Origin of the sequence: Azospirillum sp. BE72 (genome assembly GCF_031455875.1) — a bacterium.
Taxonomy (GTDB): domain Bacteria; phylum Pseudomonadota; class Alphaproteobacteria; order Azospirillales; family Azospirillaceae; genus Azospirillum.
The window spans coordinates 285624-308998 of the sequence record NZ_JAVDTO010000003.1 but is presented as its reverse complement, the minus strand read 5'-3'; the positions used below and the strand labels follow the sequence as shown (position 1 = coordinate 308998).

Below are 23375 nucleotides of genomic sequence, written 5' to 3'. Positions count from 1 at the left end.
TCCCCCGCACGGACCCCGCCTTCTCCCCACCCTGCTTTTGTCACTCTCTTGCAGCGCAGAGGCTTCCGATGCTTCACCCCGACCGTCTGTTCCCGAGCGACCCGACGCAGCGCGCCATCGCGCGGCGCCTCTACGGCGAAGTCAGCGCCCTGCCGATCATCAGCCCGCACGGCCACACCGATCCGTCCTGGTTCGCGAAGGACGAGGCGTTCCCCGACCCGGCGAGCCTGTTCGTCAAGCCCGACCATTATGCCTTCCGCATGCTGTACAGCCAGGGAATTCCGCTGGAGCAGCTGGGCGTTCCGCGCAAGGACGGCGGGGAGACCTCGTCCGACAATCGCGCCATCTGGCGCCTGCTGGCTTCCAACTGGCACCTGTTCCGCGGCACGCCGACGTCGATGTGGCTGACCCACGCCTTCGAGACGGTGTTCGGCGTCACCGAGCGTCTGAGCGCGGCCAGCGCCGACCGCATCTACGACCAGATCGAGGAGTGCCTGGGCAAGCCGGAGTTCCGTCCGCGCGCCCTGTTCGAGCGCTTCAACCTCGAAGTGCTGGCGACCACCGAATCGCCGCTCGACACGCTGGAGCACCATAAGGCGATCCGCGAGAGCGGCTGGAAGGGCCGGGTCATTACCGCCTTCCGTCCCGACCCGGTCGTCGATCCGGAGTTCGAGGGCTTCCGCGAGAACCTCGCCGAGCTGGCCCGCATCACCGGCAAGGACACGGCGACCTGGGACGGCTATCTCGCCGCGCTCGCCGACCGCCGCCAGTATTTCAAGAGCTTCGGCGCCACCTCGACCGACCACGGCCACCCGACGGCGGCGACCGCCGATCTGCCGCGCGCCGAGGCCGAGACGCTGTTCGACATCGTCCGCCGCGGCGGCGCGACGGCCGAGGAGGCCGAGCTGTTCCGCGCCCAGATGCTGACCGAAATGGCGCGGATGAGCCTGGAAGACGGTCTGGTCATGCAGATCCACCCCGGCTCCTTCCGCAATCACAACACCCGCTTGTTCGAGCGTTTCGGCCGCGACAAGGGCGCCGACATCCCGAGCGGCACCGAATATGTGCGGGCGCTGAAGCCGCTGCTCGACCGCTTCGGCAACGAGCGCGACCTGACCATCATCCTGTTCACCCTGGATGAGGACAGCTATTCCCGCGAGCTGGCGCCGCTGGCCGGCCATTACCCGGCGCTGCGTGTCGGCCCGGCCTGGTGGTTCCACGACAGCCCCGAGGGCATGCGCCGCTACCGCGAGATGATCACGGAGACCGCCGGCTTCTACAACACCGTCGGCTTCAACGACGACACCCGCGCTTTCTGCTCGATCCCGGCCCGTCACGACGTGTCGCGCCGCGTCGACTGCAGCTTCCTCGCCCGTCTGGTCGCGGAGCACCGGATGGAAGAGGACGAGGCGGCGGAGCTGGCCGTCGACCTCGCCTACCGCCTCGCCAAGAACGCCTACAAGCTGTGATTGGCTGAGCTGTGATTGGTTGAGCTTTACGACCAGCGAAGCCCCTCTCCCTTGATGGGAGAGGGGTTGGGGTGAGGGTGGCGCCGGCCACTGCCGGCCTCAAACCCGCTCCCGCCCTTGTCGGGCGGGCCGCACCCCTTACCCCAACCCCTCTCCCGCAAGGGGAGAGGGGCCTGCAAGTCTCCTCAAGGACATCTTCCCATGGCATCGCTGACCATCCGCCTGCACCCCGCCGACAACGTCGTCGTCGCCGGCCCCGACCTGGAGCCCGGCATCCTTCTGCCCGGCACAGAAGTCGCGACCACCGGGCCGGTGCCGGCCGGGCACAAGGTCGCGGTGCGCGCCATCGCACCGGGCGAGCCGGTGCGCAAGTACAATCAGGTCATCGGCTTCGCCACCGTGGCGATCCAGCCGGGCGATCACGTCCACGTCCACAACATGGGCATGGGCAGCGATTTCGAGCGCGACTACGCCTTCGGCGCCGACGTCCACCCGGTCGAGCCGATCCCGGAGGCCGAGCGCGCCACCTTCCAGGGCATCGTTCGCCCGGACGGCCGCGTCGCCACCCGCAACTACATCGGCGTGCTGACCTCGGTGAACTGCTCCGCCACCGCGGCGCGGATGATCGCCGACCATTTCCGGGGCTCCGCCCTGGCGGCATATCCCAACATCGACGGCGTCGTCGCGCTGACCCACGGCTACGGCTGCGGCATGGCCGGCAGCGGCGAGGTGATGGACACGCTGCGCCGGACCATCGCCGGCTATGCCCGCCACCCGAACTTCGCCGCGGTGATCCTGCTGGGCCTCGGCTGCGAGGTGAACCAGATCGACAAGCTGATGGAGGCAACCGGCCTTGAGGCGGGCGCCCGCGTCATCCCCATCGGCATCCAGGACATGGGCGGCACCGCCGCGGCGGCCCGCGAGGGCATCCGCCGGATCGAGGCTCTGCTGCCGGAGATCGACGACGTCAAGCGCCAGACCCTGCCGGCCAGCCACCTGACGCTGGCGCTGCAATGCGGCGGCTCGGACGGCTATTCGGGCATCACCGCCAACCCGGCGCTGGGCCATGCCGTCGACCTGCTGGTCCGCAACGGCGGCACCGCGGTGCTGAGCGAGACGCCCGAGGTCTATGGCGCCGAGCATCTGCTGACCCGCCGCGCCGTCCGCCGCGAGGTGGGCGAGGCGCTGGTCGAGCGCATCGGCTGGTGGGAGGAGTACACCAGCCGCACCGGCGGCGAGATGAACAACAACCCGTCGCCCGGCAACAAGAAGGGCGGCCTGACCACCATCCTGGAAAAGTCGCTGGGCGCGGTCGCCAAGGGCGGCACCACCCCGATGACCGCCGTCTATCGCTATGCCGAGCCGATCACCGAGAAGGGCTTCGTCTTCATGGACACCCCCGGCTACGATCCCGTCTCGGCGACCGGGCAGGTGGCGGGCGGCGCCAACGTGCTGTGCTTCACCACCGGCCGCGGCTCGGTCTTCGGCTGCAAGCCGACGCCCAGCCTGAAGCTGGCGACCAACAGCGAACTGTTCCGCAAGATGCCGGACGACATGGACATCGATTGCGGCGCCATCGCCAGCGGCGACGCCTCCATCGAGGAGGTCGGCCGCGCGATCTTCCAGCTGGTTCTCGACACCGCGTCGGGCCGCAAGACCAAGAGCGAGGAACTCGGCGTCGGCGCCGATGAATTCGCTCCTTGGCAGATGGGAGCGGTTATGTAAGGGGTCCGCCCCCTTTTTCAGAACCGATGACGAGCCGGCGCCATGCCCGACAGTTCCACCCCGCGCAACAGTGTTGAATCCGGTCCCGAACCGGTGAACGCGCCGCAGACCCCGATCCAGCCGACGGTCAATCCAGCGGCCGGATCGGGGGCCAAGGGCACGGAGCCGATGCGGGCGATCCTGCTGGTGGTGCTGGCGGTGGCCTGCCTGTCCTGCTCCGACGCCACGGCGAAATATCTCGCCCGGACCCTGCCGCCGGTCGAGATCGCCTGGATGCGCTATGTCGTCTTCACCGCCCTCGTGATGCCGCTGGCTCTGCGTGGCGGATCGCTGCGGGTGCTGAAGACGACGCGGCCGGGGCTGCAGGTCCTGCGGGGGCTCGGCATGCTGGGTTCGGCGCTGTTCTTCATCATGGCGATGCAGCATCTGCCGCTGGCCGAGGCCGCGGCGATCAGCTTCGTCTCCCCCGTCTTCGTCACCGTGTTGTCGATCCTGCTGCTGAAGGAGACGGTCGGCATCCGCCGCTGGGTGGCGCTGCTGGTCGGGCTCGTCGGGGTCATCATCGTCATCCGGCCTGGGGCGGACGGCTTCCAGCCCGCCTCGCTGCTGCCGATCCTGACCGCCTTCAGCTGGGCCTTGGGCCTGGTGGCGACGCGCAAGATGACGGTGCAGGAGAACCCGCTGACCACCATGGTGTGGAGCGCGCTCACCGGCCTGATCGTCCTGACGGCGCTGCTTCCCCTGCATGCGGCATGGCCGACGCCGTGGGAGATGCTGCTCGGGGTCTTCATCGGGCTGGTCTACACGGCAGCGCAATGGCTGCTGATCCTGGCCTACCGCCAGGGCGAGGCATCGGTTCTGGCGCCCTTCACCTACGTCCAGCTGATCTGGTCGACCGCCCTGGGTTTCCTCGTCTTCGGCGCGGTGCCCGACCATTGGACCTTCGTCGGCACCGGCGTGATCATCGCCAGCGGCCTCTACACCGCGCACCGCGAACGGATGCGGGCACGGGAACGCCGCTTGGCGGCATGAAATAGGATTTGCCGGGGCGATCCCCGGCTTGTGGAGAAGAAACATGACCGACACGCCCAACCGCGTCGCCGCGCTCGGCGAATGCATGATCGAGATGTTCCGGCGGCCGGACGGGTCGCTGACCATGGGGTTCGGCGGCGACACGCTGAACACCGCGGTCTATCTGGCGCGTCTGGGCACGCCGGTCGACTATGTCACCGCTCTCGGCGACGACAGCATCAGCGACGGCATGGTGGCCGCCTGGGCGGCGGAAGGCGTCGGCACGTCCCATGTCCTGCGGGTGCCGAACCGCCTGCCCGGCCTCTACCTGATCGAGACGGATGCCAGCGGCGAGCGCCGCTTCCTCTACTGGCGCGACAAGGCCCCGGCGCGCGAACTGTTCGCCCTGCCCCAGACGCCGGAACTGTCCAAGGCGCTGGAGGGCTACGGCATCGTCTATCTGTCCGGCATCAGCATCGCCATCCTGGGCGAGCAGGGCCGCGAGGGGCTGTTCGAGGTGCTGCAGCGGGTGCGGGCGCGCGGCGGCAAGGTCGCCTTCGACACCAACTGGCGCCCGCGCCTGTGGCCGGACATCGAGACCGCCCGCGTCGCCTTCGACCGCATGCTGCGGCTGACCGACATCGCGCTGCCCGGCGTCACCGACCTGCGCGATCTCTATGGCGACGCCGATGCCGACGCCGTGCTGGCCCGCGTCCGCAATGCCGGCGTCACCGAGATCGTCCTGAAGCTGGAACAGCCCGGCTGCGTGGTGATCGAGAACGGCGAAGCCGTCGAGGTCCCCGCGCAGAAGGTCGCCACGGTGGTCGACACCACGGCGGCCGGCGACAGCTTCAGCGCCGGCTATCTGGCATCCCGCCTGCGCGGCGAAGGCCCGGTCGACGCCGCCCGCGCCGCCCACAGGCTTGCCGCCGCCGTCATCCAGCACCGCGGTGCCATCATCCCGCGCGAGGCGATGCCGGCCTGATCGCCGGTTCAGGCCCCAAATCAGCCTTCCGCCGCCAGTTCGCGGCGGAAGGCGCGGCTCGCCATTTCCGCGAAGGCGGTGAGCGCCGCCTCGTCCGCGCCGTCACGCGCCGCCGCCGACATTCCCTTCATCGCGATCGCCACGAAGTCGGCCAGTTCGCCGGCCCGTTCCGGCGCCTCCCCGGCGATGAAGTCACGGATCGTCGCTACGCCGGCCTTCCTCAGTGCCTCGGCCAACGCGCATGCCTCCGGGTCGGCGCTGTTGCGCGCGCCGTCGAGCACGAGACAGCCCGCCACCCCGTTCCGCTCCGGATAGAGCCGCGCCGCCAGCAGCAGCGTGCGCTCGATCACCTCGGCCACGCTGCCTCCCTCTGCCTGCGCCCGCGCGAAGATGTTCGCCTCCCCCGCCGTATAGCGTTGAAGCGCCCGCTCGAACAGCCCGGCCTTACTGCCGAAGGCCGCATAGAAACTCGGCGGCTTGATCCCCAGCTCCGCCCCCAGTTCGGCGACGCCCACGGCGTCGTAGCCGCGCGCATGGAACAGCTTCATCGCGGTCTCGACCGCCTCGTCCACATCGAACGACCGCCGCCGTCCGCGTACTCCGGACGATTCCTTTGGCGATGATTCTGTAGTGACCACTATATTTTCTCCTTGCGCAAACCCCCTGCCTGATTTTATATAGCGCTCACTACATTTTCTCAAGGAGCGCATCATGGGTGAGTTCACCGGCCGCAAAGTCCTGGTCCTCGGCGGCAGCCGCGGCATCGGCAAGGCCATCGTCCGCCGCTTCGCCAAGGCCGGCGCCGAGGTCGCCTTCACCTACGCCGGGTCGAAGGACGCCGCCGACGCGCTTGCCGCCGAAACCGGCGCGGAGGCCATCCGCACCGACAGCGCCGACCGCGATGCTCTGATCGCCACCGTGGCCGATCGCGGCGCGCTCGACGTGCTGGTTGTCAATGCCGGCACGGCGATCATCGGCGATCCGCTCACCTTCGAGCCCGACGCCGTCGACCGGATGATCGACATCAATGTCCGTGCGCCCTACCACGCGTCGGTCGAAGCGGCCCGGCGCATGAACGACGGTGGGCGCATCATCGTCATCGGGTCGGTCAACGGCGACCGCGTGCCCTTCGCGGGCGGTGCCGCCTACGGCATGACCAAGTCGGCGGTGCAGAGCATGGTGCGCGGCCTCGCCCGCGATTTCGGTCACCGCGGCATCACCGTGAACGCAATCCAGCCGGGTCCGACCGACAGCGACATGAATCCGGCCGACGGACCGATGGCGCCCGCCATGCGCGAGTTCATGGCGATCAAGCGCTACATCCATGCCGACGAGGTCGCCGAACTGACCGCCTACGTCGCCGGTCCGCATGCCGCGATGATCACCGGCTCGTTCCAGACCATCGACGGCGGGTTCGGCGCCTGACGCCAAACGTTCCGGTACCGGGGAACAGGGGGACGACGACCGTCCCCCGCCTTGCTTTTCCCTATTTGTCCCGGCCCCGCCGCTTCGCCCCTTCTCCGCCGGTCTCGTCCGGCATCGGCGTCTGCATGGTATCCCCGGTGATGTGCTGTGGGTCGTCGCCAGCCTGCGGCGTGTTGCCGGGCGACATGGCGTCGACGGCACGCTTGATCCGCTCGCCGCCCTCGCGCGCGCCCTGCTCGTGACCGGACAGATCGCCTGCGGCCTTGTCCTTCGCCTGATCGATAGCGTCCCGGATCCGGTCATTGTCACCCGAGGCGCGGTCTTGCCCGCTGCTGTTCCGGTCGCTGGGCCGGTTCCGGTCGTTCTGGTTGCTCATCGGCAATCCTTTCCTTTGGCTTGCGGCACCGCGGCGATCCGGGCAACTGCCGCTCCACCTTGCGATGCCCCATTCCCTATCAACCGGAAGCGGACGCGAAACTTGCGCCGCGCGAAAGGAGACCTCGCAGACGATGCCGGGCAGCCGGCGTCAGCATCCGCCACGACGGTTCGGAACTTCAGGATACTTAATTCGTCATCAAAACAAAAGCATACAGCAGCATACAAATCTCGCATGTGCGCAATCACATGCAAATAAATTCAACAGACAAATGAATGCTTCTGAAGTGTATCTTGTTATCTTCTGGTGCAATAATACGTTTATGTGCATTATTTTCCCAAGAAACTTCTATTGAATAGAATAATTGCCTGTGCATTATCAGAACACGATACGCACTTGCCACTCATGCATCTTAATGAGTGCATAGGCAGATCGATTATCATTTCAATGTTTCTGAAAATAGGAGCGATAGTTATGTCTACGACTTACAGCGTTGCCGTCAACATGGACCAGAACACTCTGACCACTCTGAAAAACAACGGCTTCATTCTTTACGGGTTTAAGGGCATCAACACGCCGAATGCCTCGTCGGCACAGCCGACCGTCTGGTTTTCAACCAATCAATATCTGACCAACACCACCATCAGCTGGACCGAAAATTACAAGGCCTATATCAGCTCCCAGCAGATTCAGGCCAACACGACGATCGACGCCAGCAACAACATTTCCGCCGATCTCGGCAATCTGGTGACTGTGGACGGCAACGGCATGCTAACCGTCAGCACCACGGGCGGCACGTCGGGCGCGGTCAGCGTCTATGACAATTCGAGCACCCCCTACACGACGGGCCTCAGCCAGGCCGCCAACGGTGGCCCCGCCACCCCGCTCTGCGCGCTCAGCCTTCTCGGACAGACGACGGACGTGATCGTGCCGATCGAATATGTCCTGCTGATGTTCGCGACCCAGACGGTCAACACCGGCACCGTGCTCTACAACGCCTACACGCAGAGCATCGCCGTCGATCTGACCGGGGCCCCGGGCAACACCCGCACGGTCAGCTACGTCGTCAACCAGGGCTGGCAGACGGATGGGGCGACCTGGGCGACGGTTTATGCGCCGAATGCGGCGCTGAAGCCGCTCCTGATCAACCCCATGTGATCGGCCCCATGTGATCGGCCCCATGTGATTGGCCACGGCGTCGTTGTCCGGGTTGCAGAACGCAACCCGGCGGCGGCGCCGCGCCGGCCTCCGTCGATCGGCAGGCACACGGGCACGCCCCCCTTTGGAGAGCGGTGATGAGCACGACCCGCGATTTCCTTATCAGCATTACAATCGAAAGCACAACTTTCACCTCTTTGAAAAATTCCGGATATAATTTGTTTGGAATGGTCGGGGTCATCAGCTCAAACAAAAGCGGAAGGCCCGCGGTCGTCGTCTGTACGAACACATATTTTCAAAACAACACGGTGACGCTTTCAGGTCAGTTGACCGCCTATGACTCGGGTTCCCAGATTGCTGACAATGCAACGATCCAGATCGGCAATCAGATCACCGTAACCACCGGGCAGTTCGCCGTCATCGACGGCAACGGCTCCCTCTCGGTCACGTCCGGGGCTCCGGCAAACACCGTGTATATCGTCAACAACGCGTCCGTCGACTACACGGTCGGCATCGCCCGCAACATGTCTATTCAGAACGTCCCTCCATCTGCGGTGCCGGCCGTAGCCTTCGATGCACAGCCATCCTCCATGGTGACGACAGCGCCCACCGGGTCCGCCCTGTTCTTCTTCGGAACCTCGACCTATCAGTCCGGCACAATCCTGACGACCTGTCTCGGTCCCGCCGTCGCAATCGATCTGTCAACGGCCCCGGCCAGCGTGACACTGCCCTACGACCAGGCACAGGGCGGTTGGGTGACGAACGGCGCCTCCTACTTGGACAAGGTCGCGGCCGGCAGCGACCTCACGCCGATTCTGATCCGGGACCCCGGGCCGAACGTTCCCGCCTCCAAAGCCGTCCTGGTGTCGGTCGATTCCGCAGATATGGCGGAAGACCAACCACCCATGACCGAACAGGGTTGAGACAGCCCCATATCAGCGGCCGGCGGTGTCCGCCAGCGCACCTTCATGGGCCAGCAGCCAGCGCTTGCGCTCCACCCCGCCGCCATAGCCGGTCAGCGCCCCGCCGGAGCCGATCACCCGGTGGCAGGGCACCACGACGCTGATCGGATTGGCGCCATTGGCATGCCCAGCCGCCCGCACCGCCGCCGGACGTCCGGCCAGCGCCGCCAGTTCGCGGTAGCTGACGGTGCCGCCACAGGGAATCCCGCGGAGTGCCGCCCACACCGCACGCTGGAACGGCGTTCCACCGGTGCGCACAGGCAACCGGTCGATCACCGCAAGCTCGCCCGCGAAATAGGCATCCATCGCCCGCGTCAGCCCGCCCGGATCGTCTGACGGCCGCAATTCGTACCCGCCGGGATGATGCAGACGCAGCAGCCGGTGCAGCCGATCCTCATGCTCGGTCCAGTCGATGGCCCGCAAGGCGCCCTCTTCATCCGCGACGACGATCAACTCGCCGATGGGCGTGGCGGTGCGGTCGATCAGCAGGCTGGAGACAGCGAACATGGCGACACCCCCTATCCCTGATGCATAGGCGCGCTGCCGAAAATGAAGGCATCGCCTTTGCGACGCAACTCTTTGATAGGGCGCAATTTCCTGTCCTCGACCTGCGCCGCTCAACGGATTTTCTTGCGCATCGCCGCCAAAAGAGGCGCCAAAAGGCTGAGTTGCGTGCAATGCGCATGGCTGGCATGATCGAACCATGCCTGTCCATACCGTCAATTCTTGACCGAACAGTCAGCTTTTCCGCCGCCTCCGTGCCTTGGCAGTGCTGGTTGGTTCTGTTGGCACGCGGGTTGCTGACGCTTCGGTAGACACGCCGCTCTGCGACCGAAGGGAAGCCATCCGCCATGACCCTGATCGCTACGCTTGACGACACCTCAAGACCCGATGCGGACCATCCGTCCTCGCCCTACGCCGACCTGACCCCGGCGATGACGCCGGTGCAGGCGCTGGCCGAGTCCAACCGCTGCCTGTTCTGCTACGACGCGCCCTGCATCAAGGCCTGTCCGACCGGGATCGACATTCCGGCCTTCATCCGCTCCATCGCCACCGGCAACCTGAAGGGTGCCGCAACGACGATCCTGTCGGAGAACATCATGGGCGGCACCTGCGGCCGGGTCTGCCCGACCGAGACGCTGTGCGAACAGTCCTGCGTGCGCAACCGGGCGGAGGATCGGCCCGTCGCCATCGGCCGGCTGCAGCGCTATGCCACCGACCGCCTGATCGACGGCGAGCCGGCCCACCCCTTCCCGCGCGCAGCCGCCACCGGCAAGCGCGTCGCCGTGGTCGGTGCCGGCCCGGCCGGCCTGTCCTGCGCCCACCGCCTCGCCACGCTCGGCCATGACGTGACGGTGTTCGAGGCCAAGGCGAAGTCCGGCGGCCTCAACGAATACGGCCTCGCCCCCTACAAGATGGCCGACGATTTCGCCCAGCGCGAGGTCGCCTTCATCCTCGGCGTCGGCGGCATCAGTGTGGAGCATGGCCGCAAGCTGGACGCCGACCTGTCGCTCGACAGCCTGCGCGCCGACTATGACGCCGTGTTCCTGGGCGTCGGCCTGGGGTCCAACAACCGCTTGGGCATCCCCGGCGAGGAACGTGCGGGCGTGGAGGACGCCACCGCCTTCATCGAGCGCGTCCGTCAGGCTCCCCCCGGCCAGCCGCCGGCGGTGGGGCGCAGCGTCGTGGTGATCGGCGGCGGCAACACCGCGGTGGACGCCGCCATCCAGGCCAAGCGCCTGGGCGCGGAGGACGTCACCCTGGTCTACCGACGCGGCCGGGCCCAAATGGGCGCCACCGCCTGGGAGCAGGAGTTGGCCCAGACCGAGGGCATCGTGCTGAAGACTTTCGCCGCGCCCAGAGAGATCGGCGAGACCACCATCACCTTCGAGCGCACCCGCCTGACCGACGGCAAGCTGACCGGCACCGGCGAGACCTTCACCCTCCAGGCCGACATGGTGCTGAAGGCGGTAGGGCAGAAGCTGTCGGCCGACGCGCTCGACGGCCTGGAACTGGCCGGCGGCAAGATCGCCATCGACGACGCCTATCGCACGACGCTGGCAAAGGTCTGGGCCGGCGGCGATTGCGTCGCCACGGGCGAGGATCTGACGGTCCAGTCCGTGCAGGACGGCAAACTCGCCGCGCTCGCCATCCACAGCCACCTGTCCGCCTGAGGAAAGGGAGCCACATCATGGCCGATCTCAGCAGCACCATCGCCGGCATCCGCTCCCCCAACCCCTTCTGGCTGGCCTCCGCCCCGCCGACCGACAAGGCCTACAATGTCGTCCGCGCCTTCAAGGCGGGCTGGGGCGGCGTGGTGTGGAAGACGCTGGGCGAGGACCCGCCGGTGGTCAACGTCTCCAGCCGTTACGGCGCCCATCTCGACACCGATCGCCGGATGATCGGCTTCAACAACATCGAACTGATCTCAGACCGGCCGCTTGACGTGAACTTGCAGGAGATTATCGAGGTAAAGCGCGACTGGCCCGACCGCGCCATGGTCGTCTCGCTGATGGCCACCATGACCGAGACGGCCTGGGCCGGCCTCGCCCGCCGCATCGCCGAGACCGGGGCGGCGGACGGCCTGGAACTGAATCTCGGCTGCCCGCACGGCATGTGCGAGCGCGGCATGGGCTCCGCCATCGGGCAGGTGCCGGAGATGGTGGAGCAGGTCACCCGCTGGGTGAAGAACGCCGTCAACCTGCCGGTGATCGTCAAGCTGACCCCCAACATCACCAACATCCTGTGGTCGGCCGAAGCGGCCAAGCGCGGCGGCGCCGACGCGGTGTCGCTGATCAACACGGTGAACTCCATCGTCGCGGTGGACCTCGATGCCATGGCCCCGACCCCGGTGGTCGACGGCAAGGGCAGCCATGGCGGCTATTGCGGCCCGGCGGTGAAGCCCATCGCGCTGAACATGGTGGCGGAGATCGCCCGCAATCCCGACACGCGCGGTCTGCCGGTCAGCGGCATCGGCGGCATCACCACATGGCGCGACGCGGCGGAGTTCCTGGCGCTCGGCGCCACCAACGTCCAGGTCTGCACCGCCGCCATGACCTACGGCTTCAAGATCGTGGAGGACATGATCGGCGGCCTGTCCAACTGGATGGACGAGAAGGGATACCGCAGCCTTGACGAACTGAGCGGCCGGGCCGTGCGCAACGTCGTCAACTGGAACGACCTGAACATGAACTTCTCGACCAAGGCGGTGATCGACCCCGCCTTGTGCATCGACTGTGGCCGCTGCCACATCGTCTGCGAGGACACCTCGCACCAGGCGATCCGCATCGACCAGGGGGAAGGCCGCCGCGTCTTCACCGTGGTCAACGAGGAGTGCGTGGGCTGCAACCTGTGCAGCCATGTCTGCCCGGTGCCCGACTGCATCACCATGGTGCCGGAGCAGACCGACCTGCCCTACGTCACCTGGCCCAACGACGCCCGCAATCCGATGCGCGTCCCCGAAGCCGCCGAATAAAAACGACGTTCAGGAGAGAGCAACATGTCCACCCCGCAGAATGTCGCCGTGAACGGCTTGCGCCTGTGGCAGAGCCTGATGGACATGGCGCAGATCGGCGCCACGCCCAAGGGCGGCGTGTGCCGGCTGGCGCTGACCGACCTCGACCGCCAAGGCCGCGACCTGTTCGTGCGCTGGTGCGAGGAGGCGGGCTGCACGATTTCGGTCGACCGGATGGGCAACATCTTCGCCCGCCGCCCCGGCCGCGACGACAGCCTGCCGCCGGTCATCATGGGCAGCCACCTGGACAGCCAGCCGACCGGCGGCAAGTATGACGGCGTCTATGGCGTGCTGGCCGGGCTGGAGGTGGTGCGCAGCCTGAACGACATGAACTATGTCACCGAAGCCCCGGTCGAGGTCGCGGTCTGGACCAACGAGGAAGGCTCGCGCTTCGCCCCGGCCATGGTGTCGTCCGGCGTCTTCGCCGGGGTGTTCGATCTGGAATACGGCCTGTCCCGCGCCGATCTCGACGGCAAGACGATGGGCGAGGAGCTGGCCCGCATCGGCTATGCCGGCGACCAGGAGGTGGGGGGCCGCAAGGTCGGCGCCTATTTCGAGGCCCACATCGAACAGGGCCCGATCCTGGAGATCGAGGGCAAGACCATCGGCGTCGTCACCGACTGCCAGGGCCAGCGCTGGTACGAGATCACCTTCACCGGCCAGGAGGCCCATGCCGGCCCGACCCCGATGGTCCGCCGAAAGGATGCCCTGCTGGGCGCGGCCCGCGTCGTCGATGCGGTGAATCGCATCGGCCTGAAATACGGCCCGCTCGCCTGCGCCACGGTCGGGCTGATGCAGATCCACCCCAACAGCCGCAATGTCATCCCCGGCCGCGTCTTCTTCACCGTCGATTTCCGCCACCCGGACGACGGCATCCTCGCCGCCATGGACGGCGAGCTGCGCGCCGAGGTGGAGCGCATCGCCGGCGAGATCGGGCTGGAGAGCGATTTCCAGCAGATCTGGTATTACGCCCCGATCAAATTCGACGAGACCTGCGTCGCCGCCGTCCGCAAGGGGGTGGAGCGCACCGGCCACAGCTTCCGCGACATCGTGTCGGGCGCCGGCCACGACGCCTGCTACCTGTCGAAGGTCGCGCCGACGGCCATGGTCTTCATCCCCTGCATCGACGGCATCAGCCACAATGAGGTCGAGGAAACGACCCCGGAATGGTCGACCGCCGGCTGCGAGGTGCTGCTGCACGCCGTGCTCGACCGCGCCAACGCCATGGCGGAACAGGTGAAGGCGCCCGCGTGATACGCTCCCTCTCCCGTCCCGGGAGAGGGAAGGGGCCCGCCGCGAAGCGGTGGGAAGGGCGAGGGGGATTGCAAGAATCCCGAACCGCATGGCTTCGTGCCTAACCCCTCACCCTCCCCACTTCGTGGGTCCCCTCCCTCTCCCGGGGCGGGAGAGGGCACTTAGCAACAGCAATGGCGAAATCGATGGCGCGAACGGCTGCCGACACCACCGACACCACGTCGCCCCAGGGCCGCATCCGGCGTGAGAACGTCGAGCGCATCCTGAAGGCGGCCGAGCGCATCTTCGCCGAAGCCGGCTTCGCCGGCGCCACCATGGCCGACATCGCCGAGCGGGCCGGCCTGCCCAAGGCCAACCTGCATTACTATTTCGGCACCAAGGAGGACCTCTACCGCGCGGTGCTCGACAACATCCTGCGCATGTGGCTGGCGCCGATCGCCTCCTTCACCCCCGACGCCGATCCGGCGGAGACGCTGACCGCCTACGTCACCGCCAAGATGGAGGCGTCGCGCACCCGCCCGCACGCCTCCAAGGTCTTCGCCAACGAGATCCTGCATGGCGGGACCCAGGTTGAACGCTTTCTGGCGGAGGACCTGAAAGCGCTGGTCGACGCCAAGGCCACCGTCATCGACGGCTGGGTCGCCGCCGGCCGCATGGCCCCGGTGGACGCCCGCCAGTTCCTGTTCATGATCTGGGCGGTGACCCAGCATTACGCCGACTTCGACATCCAGATCCGCAAGGTGCTGGGCCGCCGCAGCCTGACCCGCCAGGACTTCGCCGCCATGACGGCCGAAGTCCTGCGCATGGTCCTGCGCGCCGCCGGCCTGCCCGAACCACAAATAGCCGAAACGCCCATCGACTCCGCCCAACCAATCCTTTGAGGGAGCGCCCGAGCATGTCCACCATCCTGATCCGCGGCGGCACCGTCGTCACCGCCGAGCACACGCGCCGCGCCGATGTCCTCTGCCAGGACGGCATCATCACGGCGGTGGGCGAAACGCTGGACGTGCCGGCAGGAGCCGAAATGGTTGATGCCGGCGGCTGCTACGTCATGCCCGGCGGCATCGACCCGCACACCCACATGGAACTGCCCTTCATGGGCACGGTGACGACGGAGGATTTCTTCAGCGGCACCGCCGCCGGCTTCGCCGGAGGAACGACGATGATCATCGACTTCGTCATCCCCAACCCGAAGCAGAGCCTGATGGAGGCCTACCACACCTGGCGCGGCTGGGCGGAGAAGGCTGCGGGCGACTACAGCTTCCACGTCGCCGTGACATGGTGGGACGAGAGCGTGCGGCAGGACATGGGCACGCTGGTGGCCGACCATGGCGTGAACAGCTTCAAGCATTTCATGGCCTACAAGAATGCCATCATGGCCGACGACGAAACGCTGGTGAACAGCTTCCAGCGCTGCCTGGAACTGGGCGCCATCCCCACCGTCCATGCCGAGAATGGCGAGCTGGTGTTCCAGTTGCAGAAAAAGCTGCTGGCCCAGGGACTGACAGGACCGGAGGCACACCCGCTGTCACGCCCGCCGGAGGTGGAGGGCGAGGCCGCCAACCGCGCCATCCAGGTGGCAAAGGTGTTCGGCGTGCCGGTCTACATCGTCCATGTCTCCGCCAAGGAGGCTCTGGAGGCGATCGAGCGCGGCCAGACCGGCGGCCAGCGCGTGTTCGGCGAGGTGCTGGCCGGCCATCTGCTGATCGACGACAGCGTCTACCGCAACCCCGACTGGGACTTCGCCGCCGGCCATGTCATGAGCCCGCCCTTTCGCCCCAGGGAGCATCAGGACGCCTTGTGGCGCGGCCTGCAGGCGGGGCATCTGCACACCACCGCCACCGACCATTGCTGTTTCTGTGCGGAGCAGAAGGCGATGGGCCGCAACGACTTCACCAGGATCCCCAACGGCACGGCCGGCATCGAGGACCGCATGACCGCGCTGTGGACGCACGGCGTCAACTCCGGCCGGCTGACGATGAACGAGTTCGTCGCCGTCACCTCCGCCAATGCCGCCAAGATCTTCAATCTCTACCCGCGCAAGGGCTCGGTCAGCGTCGGGGCCGACGCCGATCTGGTGGTGTGGGACCCGAAGGCGACCAAGACCATCTCGGCCAAGACCCAGATGCAGAAGGTCGGCCTGAACATCTTCGAAGGCATGACCGTCACCGGTACCCCGGCCTACACGTTGAGCCAGGGCCGCATCGTCCACGCGCTGGGCGAAAGCCGTGCGGTGCGCGGCGCCGGCCGCTACGTCAACCGCCCCGCCTTCCCTCCGGTCTACGAAGCGGTGGCGAAGCGCAACGCCCTGAACGTCCCGGTGGCGGTGGAGCGGTAAGCGGCTTCACCCGGCCTTCGCCAGGAGCGGCCCGACCCAGCGGGCCAGGAAGGCATCCTCCGGCGCTGCCGCCAGCGCCGGCCTTGCCGCCAGCAGCAATTGCAGCAGGGCGGTGTGCAGTTCGGTACAGGCGGACAAATCCACCCGCGGCGCTGCCGCCGTTTCCAGCCATTCGGCGAGCGGCAGCGCCTCTTCCGCCGTGCAGGCGGCCTCGAACCGGGCGAGGTCGGAGTCGAACCGGACCGGCATCACAGCAGCTCCCGCAAATCGAGCACCAGGATCAGGCGGCCGTCGCCCAGCACGGCGGTTCCGGCATAGCCGCGCAGGCCGCGCAGAACGCCGGTCATCGGGCGCAGCACCACGTCGGCACGCTCGCCGACATCGTCGACCGCCACCGCGACCGGACCGTCGCCCAGTTCGGCCAGCACCACGCAATCCGCCTCGCGGACGCGGCCGTCCTCCGGCTGGCCCAGCAGGCGGCGCAGACGGACCAGCGGCACCACCCGGTCGCGCAGCACCACGCTTTCCGCCCGCTTGACCGCGCGGATGGCGGCGCGCGGCACCCGTTGGATGCCGCCGACCAGCGCGACGGGAATGCCGTAGAGAGCGCCCGCCGCCTCCACCACCACGACGCGGGTGATGCTGAGCGTCAGCGGCAGGGACAGCCGCACCCGCGTTCCGGCTCCGGGGGTGGAGGCGATCTCCACCCGGCCACCGGCCCGTTCGACCGCCGCGCGCACCGCATCCATGCCGACGCCGCGGCCCGACAGGTCGGAAACGGAGCCTGCGGTGCTGAAGCCGGGGGCGAAGACTAGGCGCACCGCGTCAACATCGGACAGCGCCGCGGCGGCGTCCGGCTCCAGCAGCCCCTTGGCAACGGCGGCGCGGCGCATCGCCGCCGGGTCGATGCCGGCGCCGTCGTCCGATACCTCCACCACCACCCCGCCCTTGTCCTGGAAGGCGCGGACCCGCAACGTGCCGCCGGGCGGCTTGCCGGCGGCAATGCGGCGGTCCGGCGGCTCGATGCCGTGGTCCAGGGCGTTACGCACCAGATGCAGCAGCGGCTCGCCCAGCACGTCGAGGATGTCCTTGTCGGCCTCGGTCTCCGCCCCCTCCAGCACCAGTTCCGCCGTCTTGTCGAGCCGGCGGGCGGTGTCGCGCACCAGCCGGGGCAGCGGATCGAAGACGCGGGCCAGCGGCAGCAGCCGCAACCGCAGCGCCGCATGGCGCAAATCACCAACCAGCGTATCCAGCCGGGCGGAAAAGCCCTTCAGGTCGCGCCGCAACTCCGTCGCCAGTTCACCGTCTTCGGCACGGCGCAGCAGCGGTCCCAGTTGCCCCTTGACCACCGACAGCTCGCCGACCAGGGCCATCAGCGCGTCCATCCGTTCCGGTTCGACCCGCAAGGCGCGGCGGGCGGCGGGGAGGGCTGCCGGCGGCGCTTCGGGTGTGGCAGGACGGGCCGGCCCTTCGGCGAGGAAGCGGTGAAGCGTGCCGGCATCGGCGCAGGCGGCCTCGATCATGCGCCGGTCGGCCGGACGCCCCAGCGATGCCAGGATCGCGGCGACCGCCCGCGCCACCGCGGCGCGGCGGGAGTCGCGCTCCACGGCACTGCCGGGCAACTCCAGAATCCGCGCCTGCTCCTCCAGCATGCGTGCGGCCAGCGACTCCGGCGGCGCCACGGCAATGGGAGTCACGGCAGGCTTCACGGCAGGCGTTCCGGCCGGCTTCAGCGTGACGGCGGCGATGTGCACCTGATCCGGCACGCTGCGGAAGGCAGGACGCACCGCCTCCGCATCGGCGCCGCTCAGCGCGTGGAAGCGCAGGACGCAGCGGTAGGGGTCCATTTCCGCCGGTGCCGGCAGCGGTTCGGCCGGCTCTATGCGCAGCAGCCGCAGGTCGGGCACCCGGCGGAACAGCGCCAGTGGGTCGTCGCCGGTGAAGAAACATTCGGGATCGGGCCGGTAGTCGATGGCGGTCAGCCGGCCATCGCCCGCCGCCTGCCTCTCCTCCGCCGTCAACGCCGCCAGCCAGGGGAAAGCCTCCGCCTCCCCATTGGCCGCGGCCGTGCCCTCCGCTGCCGCGTCTCCGCCAAGCCCGCGGACCAGCGCGTCGGCCGCGGTCGGCGCGTCGTCGGGCAGTGCGCCGGCAGTCTCCAGCGCCGCCACCCAACGGGCGCACTGGTCGAGCACGCGGAACAGCCGGTCGGCCAATTCCGGCGTCATGGCCCGCCGGCCGTCACGCAGCAGCGACAGCGTGTCCTCCCCGGCATGGACCAGCCGGGTGAAGGGCGCCATCTCGAACAGGCCGCTCGCCCCCTTCAGGGTGTGGAAGGCGCGGAACAGCTCGTCCACCGATGCGCGGTCGGCCGGGTCGCGCTCCAGCGTCAGCAGCGCGCCGCCCGCGGTCTCCAGCAGGTCCTGCGCCTCGACGATGAACTGGTCGAACAGCTCGCTCATGGCGCCCCCTCCGGTCCAAGCGGACGGCCGGTCAGCAGCCGTGCCGCCTCCACCAGCATCTCCGGCCGCGGCGGCTTCACGATGTACCAGTTGGCGCCGGCCAGCAGCGCCTGTTCGCGGTCGCTGTCCTTGGATTCGGTGCTGATCATGATGGCGGGCACGTCGCGCAAGACCGGATCGCGGCGCAGGACGCGCAGCATGGTGTAGCCGTCCATCTTGCGCATGTTGACGTCGACGATCACCAGATCGGGCGGCACGGCCATCGCCCGTTCCAGCCCCTCGATGCCGTTCACCGCCTCGTCCACCACGAAGCCGTCGGCCTCCAGCACGCGGCGGCCGAAGGCGCGGACGGTCACGGCATCGTCCACCACCAGGATGCGCAGCCCATCCTTCATAACGCACCTCCGTCCACTGGCTTCTGGTAGAGGATCGCGTCGGGGAAGCGGCGCGGGACGAACAGCGAGGACATGCGGCTCATGCTTTCCGAATGGCCGAGGCAGATGAAGCCGCCCGGCGCCAGGGCATCGTGGAACATGCTCGCCGCCTCCCGTCGGCCAAGATCGTCGAAATAGATCAGCAGGTTGCGGCAGAAGATCACGTCGATCCCGCGGAATCCACGCACCTGCTGCGGATCGGCGATGTTGACCAGCGAGAAATCGACGGACTCCCGCAATTCCTCCGCGATCCGCCAGCGCGGGCCCCCGGCCCCCGCCGTCCCGCGCACGGGCTGGAAATACTTGGCGCGCAGATGGGCCGGCAGCCCCTGCAGGGCGCGCTCGTCATAGATGCCCTCGCGCGCCCGCTCCAGCACGGCGCTGTCGATGTCCGAGGCCAGCAGCTCGATCTCGTAATCGTCCACGCGGCCCCAGTTCTCCAGCAGCATGATGGCGATGGAATAGGGCTCCTCCCCCGTGGCGCAGCCGGCCGACCAGATGCGCAGCCGCGAGCCCTTCGGCTTGTCCCGCACCAGCTCGTCCAGGGCCGACTTCACCAGACAGTCGAACTGGTACTTCTCGCGGAAGAAATAGGTCTCGTTCACCGTCATCAGGTTGACGAGCCGCTGCAGCTCCTCCCCCGAGGCCTGGAAGCGCAGCAGGTTCAGATAGGCGCGCAGGCCCGTCGCCCCGACCGCCTGCATGCGGGCGGCGATGCGGCGGTCGACGAAATAGCGCTTGGCCTCGGTGAAGGACAGGCCGGTGCGATCCCGCAGGAAATCGCACAGGGTCGCATAATCCTCCGGCGACAGGCCGCCCGGTTCGCTCTCCCCCACGCGCTCACCCGCCCTGGAAGCTGGAGCGGGCGGCGTCGACGGCGAAGGCGACGAAGGGATCGTCGGGGAAGCGCCGGGCCAGGGTTTCCAGGCTGGACAGCGCCTCCGGGCTGCCGGCCTCGGCCAGCGCCTCCACCGCGGCGAGGCCGACATTAACGTCGGCGTCCCGCTCCATCACCGCCGCCAGCCAGTCGGCCCGGCCGGGATGGACAAGGCCGCCCAGCCCCTGCACCGCGAAGATGCGCAGGTCCGGGTCGGCATGGCCGAGCAGCGGCAGCAGGGCCGGGGCGGCGACCTCCGCCGGCATCTGCTGCAGGCTTTCCAGCACACCGTTGCGGAGTGCCGCGTCCTCGCGGTCGAGGAAGGGGAGCAATGCCGTCGCCGCCTCGCCGGTCGCGATGCGGGCGAGCGCCGTCAGGATCGCCTCCCGCACGCCGGCATCGTTCTCCGTCTCCAGCCGGCGGGCGAGCGCCGCGACGGTCCCCGGAGGCGCTGCATGGCCCAGGCCATGGGCAGCATCGCGGCGGACCGAAGCGTCGGCTTCCTCCAGCGCCGCCAGCGGATCGGCCAACGGATCAGCTTGCGCGTCGGGCGCCGCAGTACCGGATGGCGCGGCGCCGGCCTTCTTCCTCACCAGTCCCATGGCGTCCTCCCTAGTGCCCGCCGGCCCGCCGCTGGGCGGGCATCAGCCAGCGGACCAGCTGGCCGGCGATGCGGTCCGACGGCAGCACGATGCCGGCGCCGCCGCGCCGGATCAAATCCTGCGGCATGCCGAAGACGACGGCGCTGTCCTCCGACTCCGCGATGGTCCGTCCGCCGCGGGCGTGCAGCTCCGCCAGCGACGCGGCGCCGTCGTTGCCCATGCCGGTCAGCAGCACCCCGACCAGCCGGTCCGCCGGCAGCAGCCGCATGGCGCTGGCCACCAGCCGGTCGGCATTGGGATGCCAGGGTCGGTCGGGTGACGCGGGCACGCAGACCGCCTGCAGCCGCCCGCCGCGCCGCGCCAGTTCCACATCGGCACCGCCGCGGGCGATGCAGACCATGCCCGGCTCCAGCACCGTCGCCCGCTCCACCTCCAAGACGCGCAGGGCGCACAGCTCGTTCAGCCGCCGCGCCAGCGTCGCGGTGAAGGCGGCAGGCATATGCTGGGCCACCACCACCGGCCAGGGGAAGTCGGCCGGCAGCAGCGGCAGGATGTCCTCCAGCGTGCTGGGTCCGCCGGTGGACACGCCAACCAGCACCACCCCGTCCCCCTCCGCGCCCGCAACGGTCTTTCCCGCGGGCGGAGCCGGCAGCGGCGCTTCGGGAGCGACGAAATCCTCCCCGGCGATGCGGGCGCGGGCCAGCCGCAGCCGCTCGCGCAGGCCATGCACCCGGCGCGGGCGCGACGACGCGGCGGCGCGCACCGTCTCCACCAGCCCCTCGCCGATGCGGCCGATGGCTCCGGCGGCCGGCTTCTGCACCGCCTCCACCGCTCCCAGCCGCAGCGCCTCCAGCGTCTCCTCCGCGCCGGCGCCGGTGAGGGCGGAGACCATGACCACCGGCTTGGGATGCTCCACCATGATGCGGGCGAGGCAGGTCAGCCCGTCCATGCCGGGCATGGTCACGTCGAGCGTCACCACGTCCGGATCGACGACCGGCAGGCGCGCCAGGGCCTCCTCCCCCGTCGCGGCGGTCTCCACCCGGAAACCGGCCTCGGTCAGCAGCTCCGCGATGCGCCGGCGCATCAACGCGGAGTCGTCCACCACCAGAACCGTCAGCACGCCGTTCCCCATCGAGTCATCACTGCTGGGTAACGAGCAGGCCGGCCAGCCGGTCCATGTCGAGCAGGCTTTCCGCATCCATCAGCAGAATCAGGCGCGCCGCGCCGCCGGCATCCCGCCCCGCCAATTCCGGTTCGCGGGGCACCAGGGTCGCGACCCGGCGGATCAACCGCCGTTGCGCCGCCGACACCGTCGGAGCCGGACCGATCCGCTCCGCCGGGATCGTCACCAGCCCGGACAGCCCGTCGACCAGCAGTCCGACCCGTGCGGCATCCGCCCCGTTATGTCCGACCACCACCACCCGGCCGCGCGCGATTCCGGCGGCAGCGTCACCGCTCACGGCCGGCAGATGCAGCAGCCGGCGCTGGTCGATCAGCGGCAGCACCTCGCCGCGCAGCGTCAGCACGCCGCTGACGAAGTCGGGAGCATTGGGCAGGGGCGTGATGCTGTCGGGCCGCCGCAGCACCTCGCGCACGGCGGCGACCGGCAGGCCGTATTCCGCCCCGGCGAGGCTGAAGACGACGAAACGCTCCGCCATGCCCCCCTTGCTGCCCGCATCCGCAGGCCGTGCCGGTTCCATGCCGTCGCTCCCCCCATCGACATTTTTTTCGGCACCGATTGCCGCGCCATGCCGGAACAGCCGCCCGGCCGACAGGACGGAGACCAGCCGCCGCCCGCCATCCGCCCGTGCGATGCCGTCCAAATCCTCGAATTCCGGCTCGCGGGCGAGAAAGGGCGGCACCGGATCGATCTGTGCGGCGTCGAGCCGCAGGATCTCCCGCACCTCGTCCACCAGGACGCCGACCGGGGCCTGCCCCTGGCCGGGCCGCACCACGACCACCCGCCGTCCGCCCTCCTGCTCCCCGGCCCCCTGCTCTCCAGCGCCGTCCAGCCCGAACAGCGCCCGCAGGCCCACCAGCGGCAGCAGCCGGTCGCGCACCGACATCACCCCCAGCAGATGCGCCCTGGACCGCGCCATGCGGGCGATCTCGCGTGGGGCCGGCAGCACTTCGCGCACGCGCTCCACCGGCAGGGCGAATTCCTGCCCGGCGACCTCGAAGACCAGCAGCGCCAGCCGGTCGATCGCGCCCGCGGCCTTTGCGCCGGCACTCTGGTCATCGCCTGGGCCTGCGACCTGACCGAAACCGCCGACCAGCCCGCCCGCGCCCGCCGTCCGGGCGCTCTCGCCCGGATCGCCGAACTGCCGGTCGATCAGGACGTCCGGCTTCAGGATGGTGGCCGGGCCGTCGCGCAGCAGGCCGTCCAGCATGGCGGGGTCGAGCCCGCCATCCTCGGCGGTCACCGGGTCGATGCGGTCGGGGTCGCTGCGCAGGATGCCGGCCATGGCGTCCACCCGCAGGCCGACCGGCTGGCCGCGATGTCCGACCAGCACCACGCGGGTCTCGCGCGTGTCGGGCGTCCCGCCGTCCCGTCCGAGCGCCATCGCGAGGTCCAGCACCGGCACCGCGTCGCCATGCCAATGCGCCAGCCCCTCCAGACCCGGCGGGCCCAGCGGGATGCGCACCAGCTCCGGCGGACGGATCACCGCATGCACGGACGACATCGGCAGGGCGAGGCGCAGGTCGCCGACCGTCATGGTTACGAAGGCGAGGCTACCCGCCCCGCCGTCGCCGGTTGCCCCTCCGGACGCCTCTTCCGTCGCCAC

22 protein-coding genes are annotated in these 23375 nt (G+C 68.8%); 13 read left to right on the top strand and 9 right to left on the bottom strand.

The window, feature by feature from the left end; all coding sequences use genetic code 11:
* The first annotated feature begins 68 nt into the window (after nucleotides 1-68).
* From uxaC to J2Y49_RS12985, 4 genes are all read left to right on the top strand, one after another.
* On the top strand, nucleotides 69-1469 hold the full coding sequence (gene uxaC, locus J2Y49_RS13000; RefSeq protein ID WP_310115276.1) for a glucuronate isomerase: 1401 nt from the start codon (nucleotides 69-71) through the stop codon (nucleotides 1467-1469).
* Between the two features lie 201 nt (nucleotides 1470-1670).
* On the top strand, nucleotides 1671-3194 hold the full coding sequence (locus tag J2Y49_RS12995; protein ID WP_310115275.1) for an altronate dehydratase family protein: 1524 nt from the start codon (nucleotides 1671-1673) through the stop codon (nucleotides 3192-3194).
* A 42-nt stretch (nucleotides 3195-3236) separates the two neighbouring features.
* Complete coding sequence (locus tag J2Y49_RS12990; RefSeq protein ID WP_310115274.1) at nucleotides 3237-4226, top strand: DMT family transporter; 990 nt, start codon at nucleotides 3237-3239, stop codon at nucleotides 4224-4226.
* A gap of 43 nt (nucleotides 4227-4269) precedes the next feature.
* On the top strand, nucleotides 4270-5190 hold the full coding sequence (locus tag J2Y49_RS12985; protein ID WP_310115273.1) for a sugar kinase: 921 nt from the start codon (nucleotides 4270-4272) through the stop codon (nucleotides 5188-5190).
* 20 nt (nucleotides 5191-5210) lie between these two features.
* Here the strand turns inward: J2Y49_RS12985 and J2Y49_RS12980 are convergent, their stop codons facing one another.
* A complete protein-coding gene (locus J2Y49_RS12980) occupies nucleotides 5211-5762 on the bottom strand; it encodes a helix-turn-helix domain-containing protein (RefSeq protein WP_310115272.1) in 552 nt (183 codons plus the stop codon).
* Nucleotides 5763-5901: 139 nt separating this feature from the next.
* Between J2Y49_RS12980 and bdcA the strand changes: the two genes are divergently transcribed.
* From bdcA to J2Y49_RS12960, 4 genes are all read left to right on the top strand, one after another.
* Nucleotides 5902-6615 (top strand): SDR family oxidoreductase, encoded by a 714-nt coding sequence (gene bdcA, locus J2Y49_RS12975; protein ID WP_310115271.1) that lies wholly within the window; start codon nucleotides 5902-5904, stop codon nucleotides 6613-6615.
* A gap of 142 nt (nucleotides 6616-6757) precedes the next feature.
* Nucleotides 6758-7249 carry a hypothetical protein gene (locus J2Y49_RS32425; protein ID WP_409017836.1) on the top strand — a complete coding sequence of 164 codons (492 nt, stop codon included), beginning with the start codon at nucleotides 6758-6760 and terminating at the stop codon, nucleotides 7247-7249.
* A 216-nt stretch (nucleotides 7250-7465) separates the two neighbouring features.
* Nucleotides 7466-8149, top strand: coding sequence for a hypothetical protein (locus J2Y49_RS12965; protein ID WP_310115269.1), 684 nt, complete (start codon nucleotides 7466-7468; stop codon nucleotides 8147-8149).
* A 137-nt stretch (nucleotides 8150-8286) separates the two neighbouring features.
* Nucleotides 8287-9072, top strand: coding sequence for a hypothetical protein (locus J2Y49_RS12960; protein ID WP_310115268.1), 786 nt, complete (start codon nucleotides 8287-8289; stop codon nucleotides 9070-9072).
* Nucleotides 9073-9084: 12 nt separating this feature from the next.
* Here the strand turns inward: J2Y49_RS12960 and ogt are convergent, their stop codons facing one another.
* Complete coding sequence (gene ogt / locus J2Y49_RS12955; protein ID WP_310115267.1) at nucleotides 9085-9618, bottom strand: methylated-DNA--[protein]-cysteine S-methyltransferase; 534 nt, start codon at nucleotides 9616-9618, stop codon at nucleotides 9085-9087.
* A 344-nt stretch (nucleotides 9619-9962) separates the two neighbouring features.
* On the opposite strand from ogt, the gene J2Y49_RS12950 reads away from it, so the two are divergent.
* From J2Y49_RS12950 to hydA, 5 genes are all read left to right on the top strand, one after another.
* Nucleotides 9963-11285, top strand: coding sequence for an NAD(P)-dependent oxidoreductase (locus J2Y49_RS12950; RefSeq protein ID WP_310115266.1), 1323 nt, complete (start codon nucleotides 9963-9965; stop codon nucleotides 11283-11285).
* Nucleotides 11286-11302: 17 nt separating this feature from the next.
* Nucleotides 11303-12586 carry an NAD-dependent dihydropyrimidine dehydrogenase subunit PreA gene (gene preA / locus J2Y49_RS12945; RefSeq protein WP_310115265.1) on the top strand — a complete coding sequence of 428 codons (1284 nt, stop codon included), beginning with the start codon at nucleotides 11303-11305 and terminating at the stop codon, nucleotides 12584-12586.
* A gap of 24 nt (nucleotides 12587-12610) precedes the next feature.
* Nucleotides 12611-13879: a Zn-dependent hydrolase gene (locus J2Y49_RS12940; protein WP_310115264.1), complete on the top strand. Its 1269-nt coding sequence runs from the start codon at nucleotides 12611-12613 to the stop codon at nucleotides 13877-13879.
* A gap of 185 nt (nucleotides 13880-14064) precedes the next feature.
* Nucleotides 14065-14760 (top strand): TetR/AcrR family transcriptional regulator, encoded by a 696-nt coding sequence (locus J2Y49_RS12935; protein ID WP_310115263.1) that lies wholly within the window; start codon nucleotides 14065-14067, stop codon nucleotides 14758-14760.
* Nucleotides 14761-14774: 14 nt separating this feature from the next.
* A complete protein-coding gene (gene hydA, locus J2Y49_RS12930; RefSeq protein WP_310115262.1) occupies nucleotides 14775-16217 on the top strand; it encodes a dihydropyrimidinase in 1443 nt (480 codons plus the stop codon).
* Between the two features lie 6 nt (nucleotides 16218-16223).
* Here the strand turns inward: hydA and J2Y49_RS12925 are convergent, their stop codons facing one another.
* From J2Y49_RS12925 to J2Y49_RS12895, 7 genes are read right to left on the bottom strand one after another with little or no spacing between them, the layout of a single operon-like run.
* A complete protein-coding gene (locus tag J2Y49_RS12925) occupies nucleotides 16224-16466 on the bottom strand; it encodes a hypothetical protein (protein WP_149222895.1) in 243 nt (80 codons plus the stop codon).
* On the bottom strand, nucleotides 16466-18676 hold the full coding sequence (locus J2Y49_RS12920; RefSeq protein WP_310115261.1) for a chemotaxis protein CheA: 2211 nt from the start codon (nucleotides 18674-18676) through the stop codon (nucleotides 16466-16468). The genes J2Y49_RS12925 and J2Y49_RS12920 overlap by 1 nt, the downstream gene beginning before the upstream one ends.
* Nucleotides 18673-19071 (bottom strand): response regulator, encoded by a 399-nt coding sequence (locus J2Y49_RS12915; protein WP_310115260.1) that lies wholly within the window; start codon nucleotides 19069-19071, stop codon nucleotides 18673-18675. The genes J2Y49_RS12920 and J2Y49_RS12915 overlap by 4 nt, the downstream gene beginning before the upstream one ends.
* A complete protein-coding gene (locus J2Y49_RS12910) occupies nucleotides 19068-19946 on the bottom strand; it encodes a protein-glutamate O-methyltransferase CheR (RefSeq protein WP_310115259.1) in 879 nt (292 codons plus the stop codon). The genes J2Y49_RS12915 and J2Y49_RS12910 overlap by 4 nt, the downstream gene beginning before the upstream one ends.
* 4 nt (nucleotides 19947-19950) lie before the next feature.
* The gene (locus tag J2Y49_RS12905) at nucleotides 19951-20589 is read right to left on the bottom strand and encodes a HEAT repeat domain-containing protein (protein WP_310115258.1); all 639 of its coding nucleotides are present in this window, start codon (nucleotides 20587-20589) and stop codon (nucleotides 19951-19953) included.
* Nucleotides 20590-20599: 10 nt separating this feature from the next.
* Nucleotides 20600-21709 (bottom strand): chemotaxis-specific protein-glutamate methyltransferase CheB, encoded by a 1110-nt coding sequence (cheB, locus tag J2Y49_RS12900; RefSeq protein ID WP_310115523.1) that lies wholly within the window; start codon nucleotides 21707-21709, stop codon nucleotides 20600-20602.
* A gap of 19 nt (nucleotides 21710-21728) precedes the next feature.
* Entirely contained in the window at nucleotides 21729-23375 is a 1647-nt protein-coding gene (locus J2Y49_RS12895) for a chemotaxis protein CheW (protein ID WP_310115257.1), read from the bottom strand.

Excerpts from the sequence above, each read along its gene's own strand:
- uxaC (WP_310115276.1), top strand. The coding sequence starts at position 69 with ATGCTTCACCCCGACCGTCTGTTCCCGAGCGACCCGACGCAGCGCGCC.
- J2Y49_RS12995 (WP_310115275.1), top strand. The coding sequence starts at position 1,671 with ATGGCATCGCTGACCATCCGCCTGCACCCCGCCGACAACGTCGTCGTC.
- J2Y49_RS12990 (WP_310115274.1), top strand. The coding sequence starts at position 3,237 with ATGCCCGACAGTTCCACCCCGCGCAACAGTGTTGAATCCGGTCCCGAA.
- J2Y49_RS12985 (WP_310115273.1), top strand. The coding sequence starts at position 4,270 with ATGACCGACACGCCCAACCGCGTCGCCGCGCTCGGCGAATGCATGATC.
- bdcA (WP_310115271.1), top strand. The coding sequence starts at position 5,902 with ATGGGTGAGTTCACCGGCCGCAAAGTCCTGGTCCTCGGCGGCAGCCGC.
- J2Y49_RS12965 (WP_310115269.1), top strand. The coding sequence starts at position 7,466 with ATGTCTACGACTTACAGCGTTGCCGTCAACATGGACCAGAACACTCTG.
- J2Y49_RS12960 (WP_310115268.1), top strand. The coding sequence starts at position 8,287 with ATGAGCACGACCCGCGATTTCCTTATCAGCATTACAATCGAAAGCACA.
- ogt (WP_310115267.1), bottom strand. The coding sequence starts at position 9,618 with ATGTTCGCTGTCTCCAGCCTGCTGATCGACCGCACCGCCACGCCCATC.
- J2Y49_RS12950 (WP_310115266.1), top strand. The coding sequence starts at position 9,963 with ATGACCCTGATCGCTACGCTTGACGACACCTCAAGACCCGATGCGGAC.
- preA (WP_310115265.1), top strand. The coding sequence starts at position 11,303 with ATGGCCGATCTCAGCAGCACCATCGCCGGCATCCGCTCCCCCAACCCC.
- J2Y49_RS12940 (WP_310115264.1), top strand. The coding sequence starts at position 12,611 with ATGTCCACCCCGCAGAATGTCGCCGTGAACGGCTTGCGCCTGTGGCAG.
- J2Y49_RS12935 (WP_310115263.1), top strand. The coding sequence starts at position 14,065 with ATGGCGCGAACGGCTGCCGACACCACCGACACCACGTCGCCCCAGGGC.
- hydA (WP_310115262.1), top strand. The coding sequence starts at position 14,775 with ATGTCCACCATCCTGATCCGCGGCGGCACCGTCGTCACCGCCGAGCAC.
- J2Y49_RS12925 (WP_149222895.1), bottom strand. The coding sequence starts at position 16,466 with ATGCCGGTCCGGTTCGACTCCGACCTCGCCCGGTTCGAGGCCGCCTGC.
- J2Y49_RS12920 (WP_310115261.1), bottom strand. The coding sequence starts at position 18,676 with ATGAGCGAGCTGTTCGACCAGTTCATCGTCGAGGCGCAGGACCTGCTG.
- J2Y49_RS12915 (WP_310115260.1), bottom strand. The coding sequence starts at position 19,071 with ATGAAGGATGGGCTGCGCATCCTGGTGGTGGACGATGCCGTGACCGTC.
- J2Y49_RS12905 (WP_310115258.1), bottom strand. The coding sequence starts at position 20,589 with ATGGGACTGGTGAGGAAGAAGGCCGGCGCCGCGCCATCCGGTACTGCG.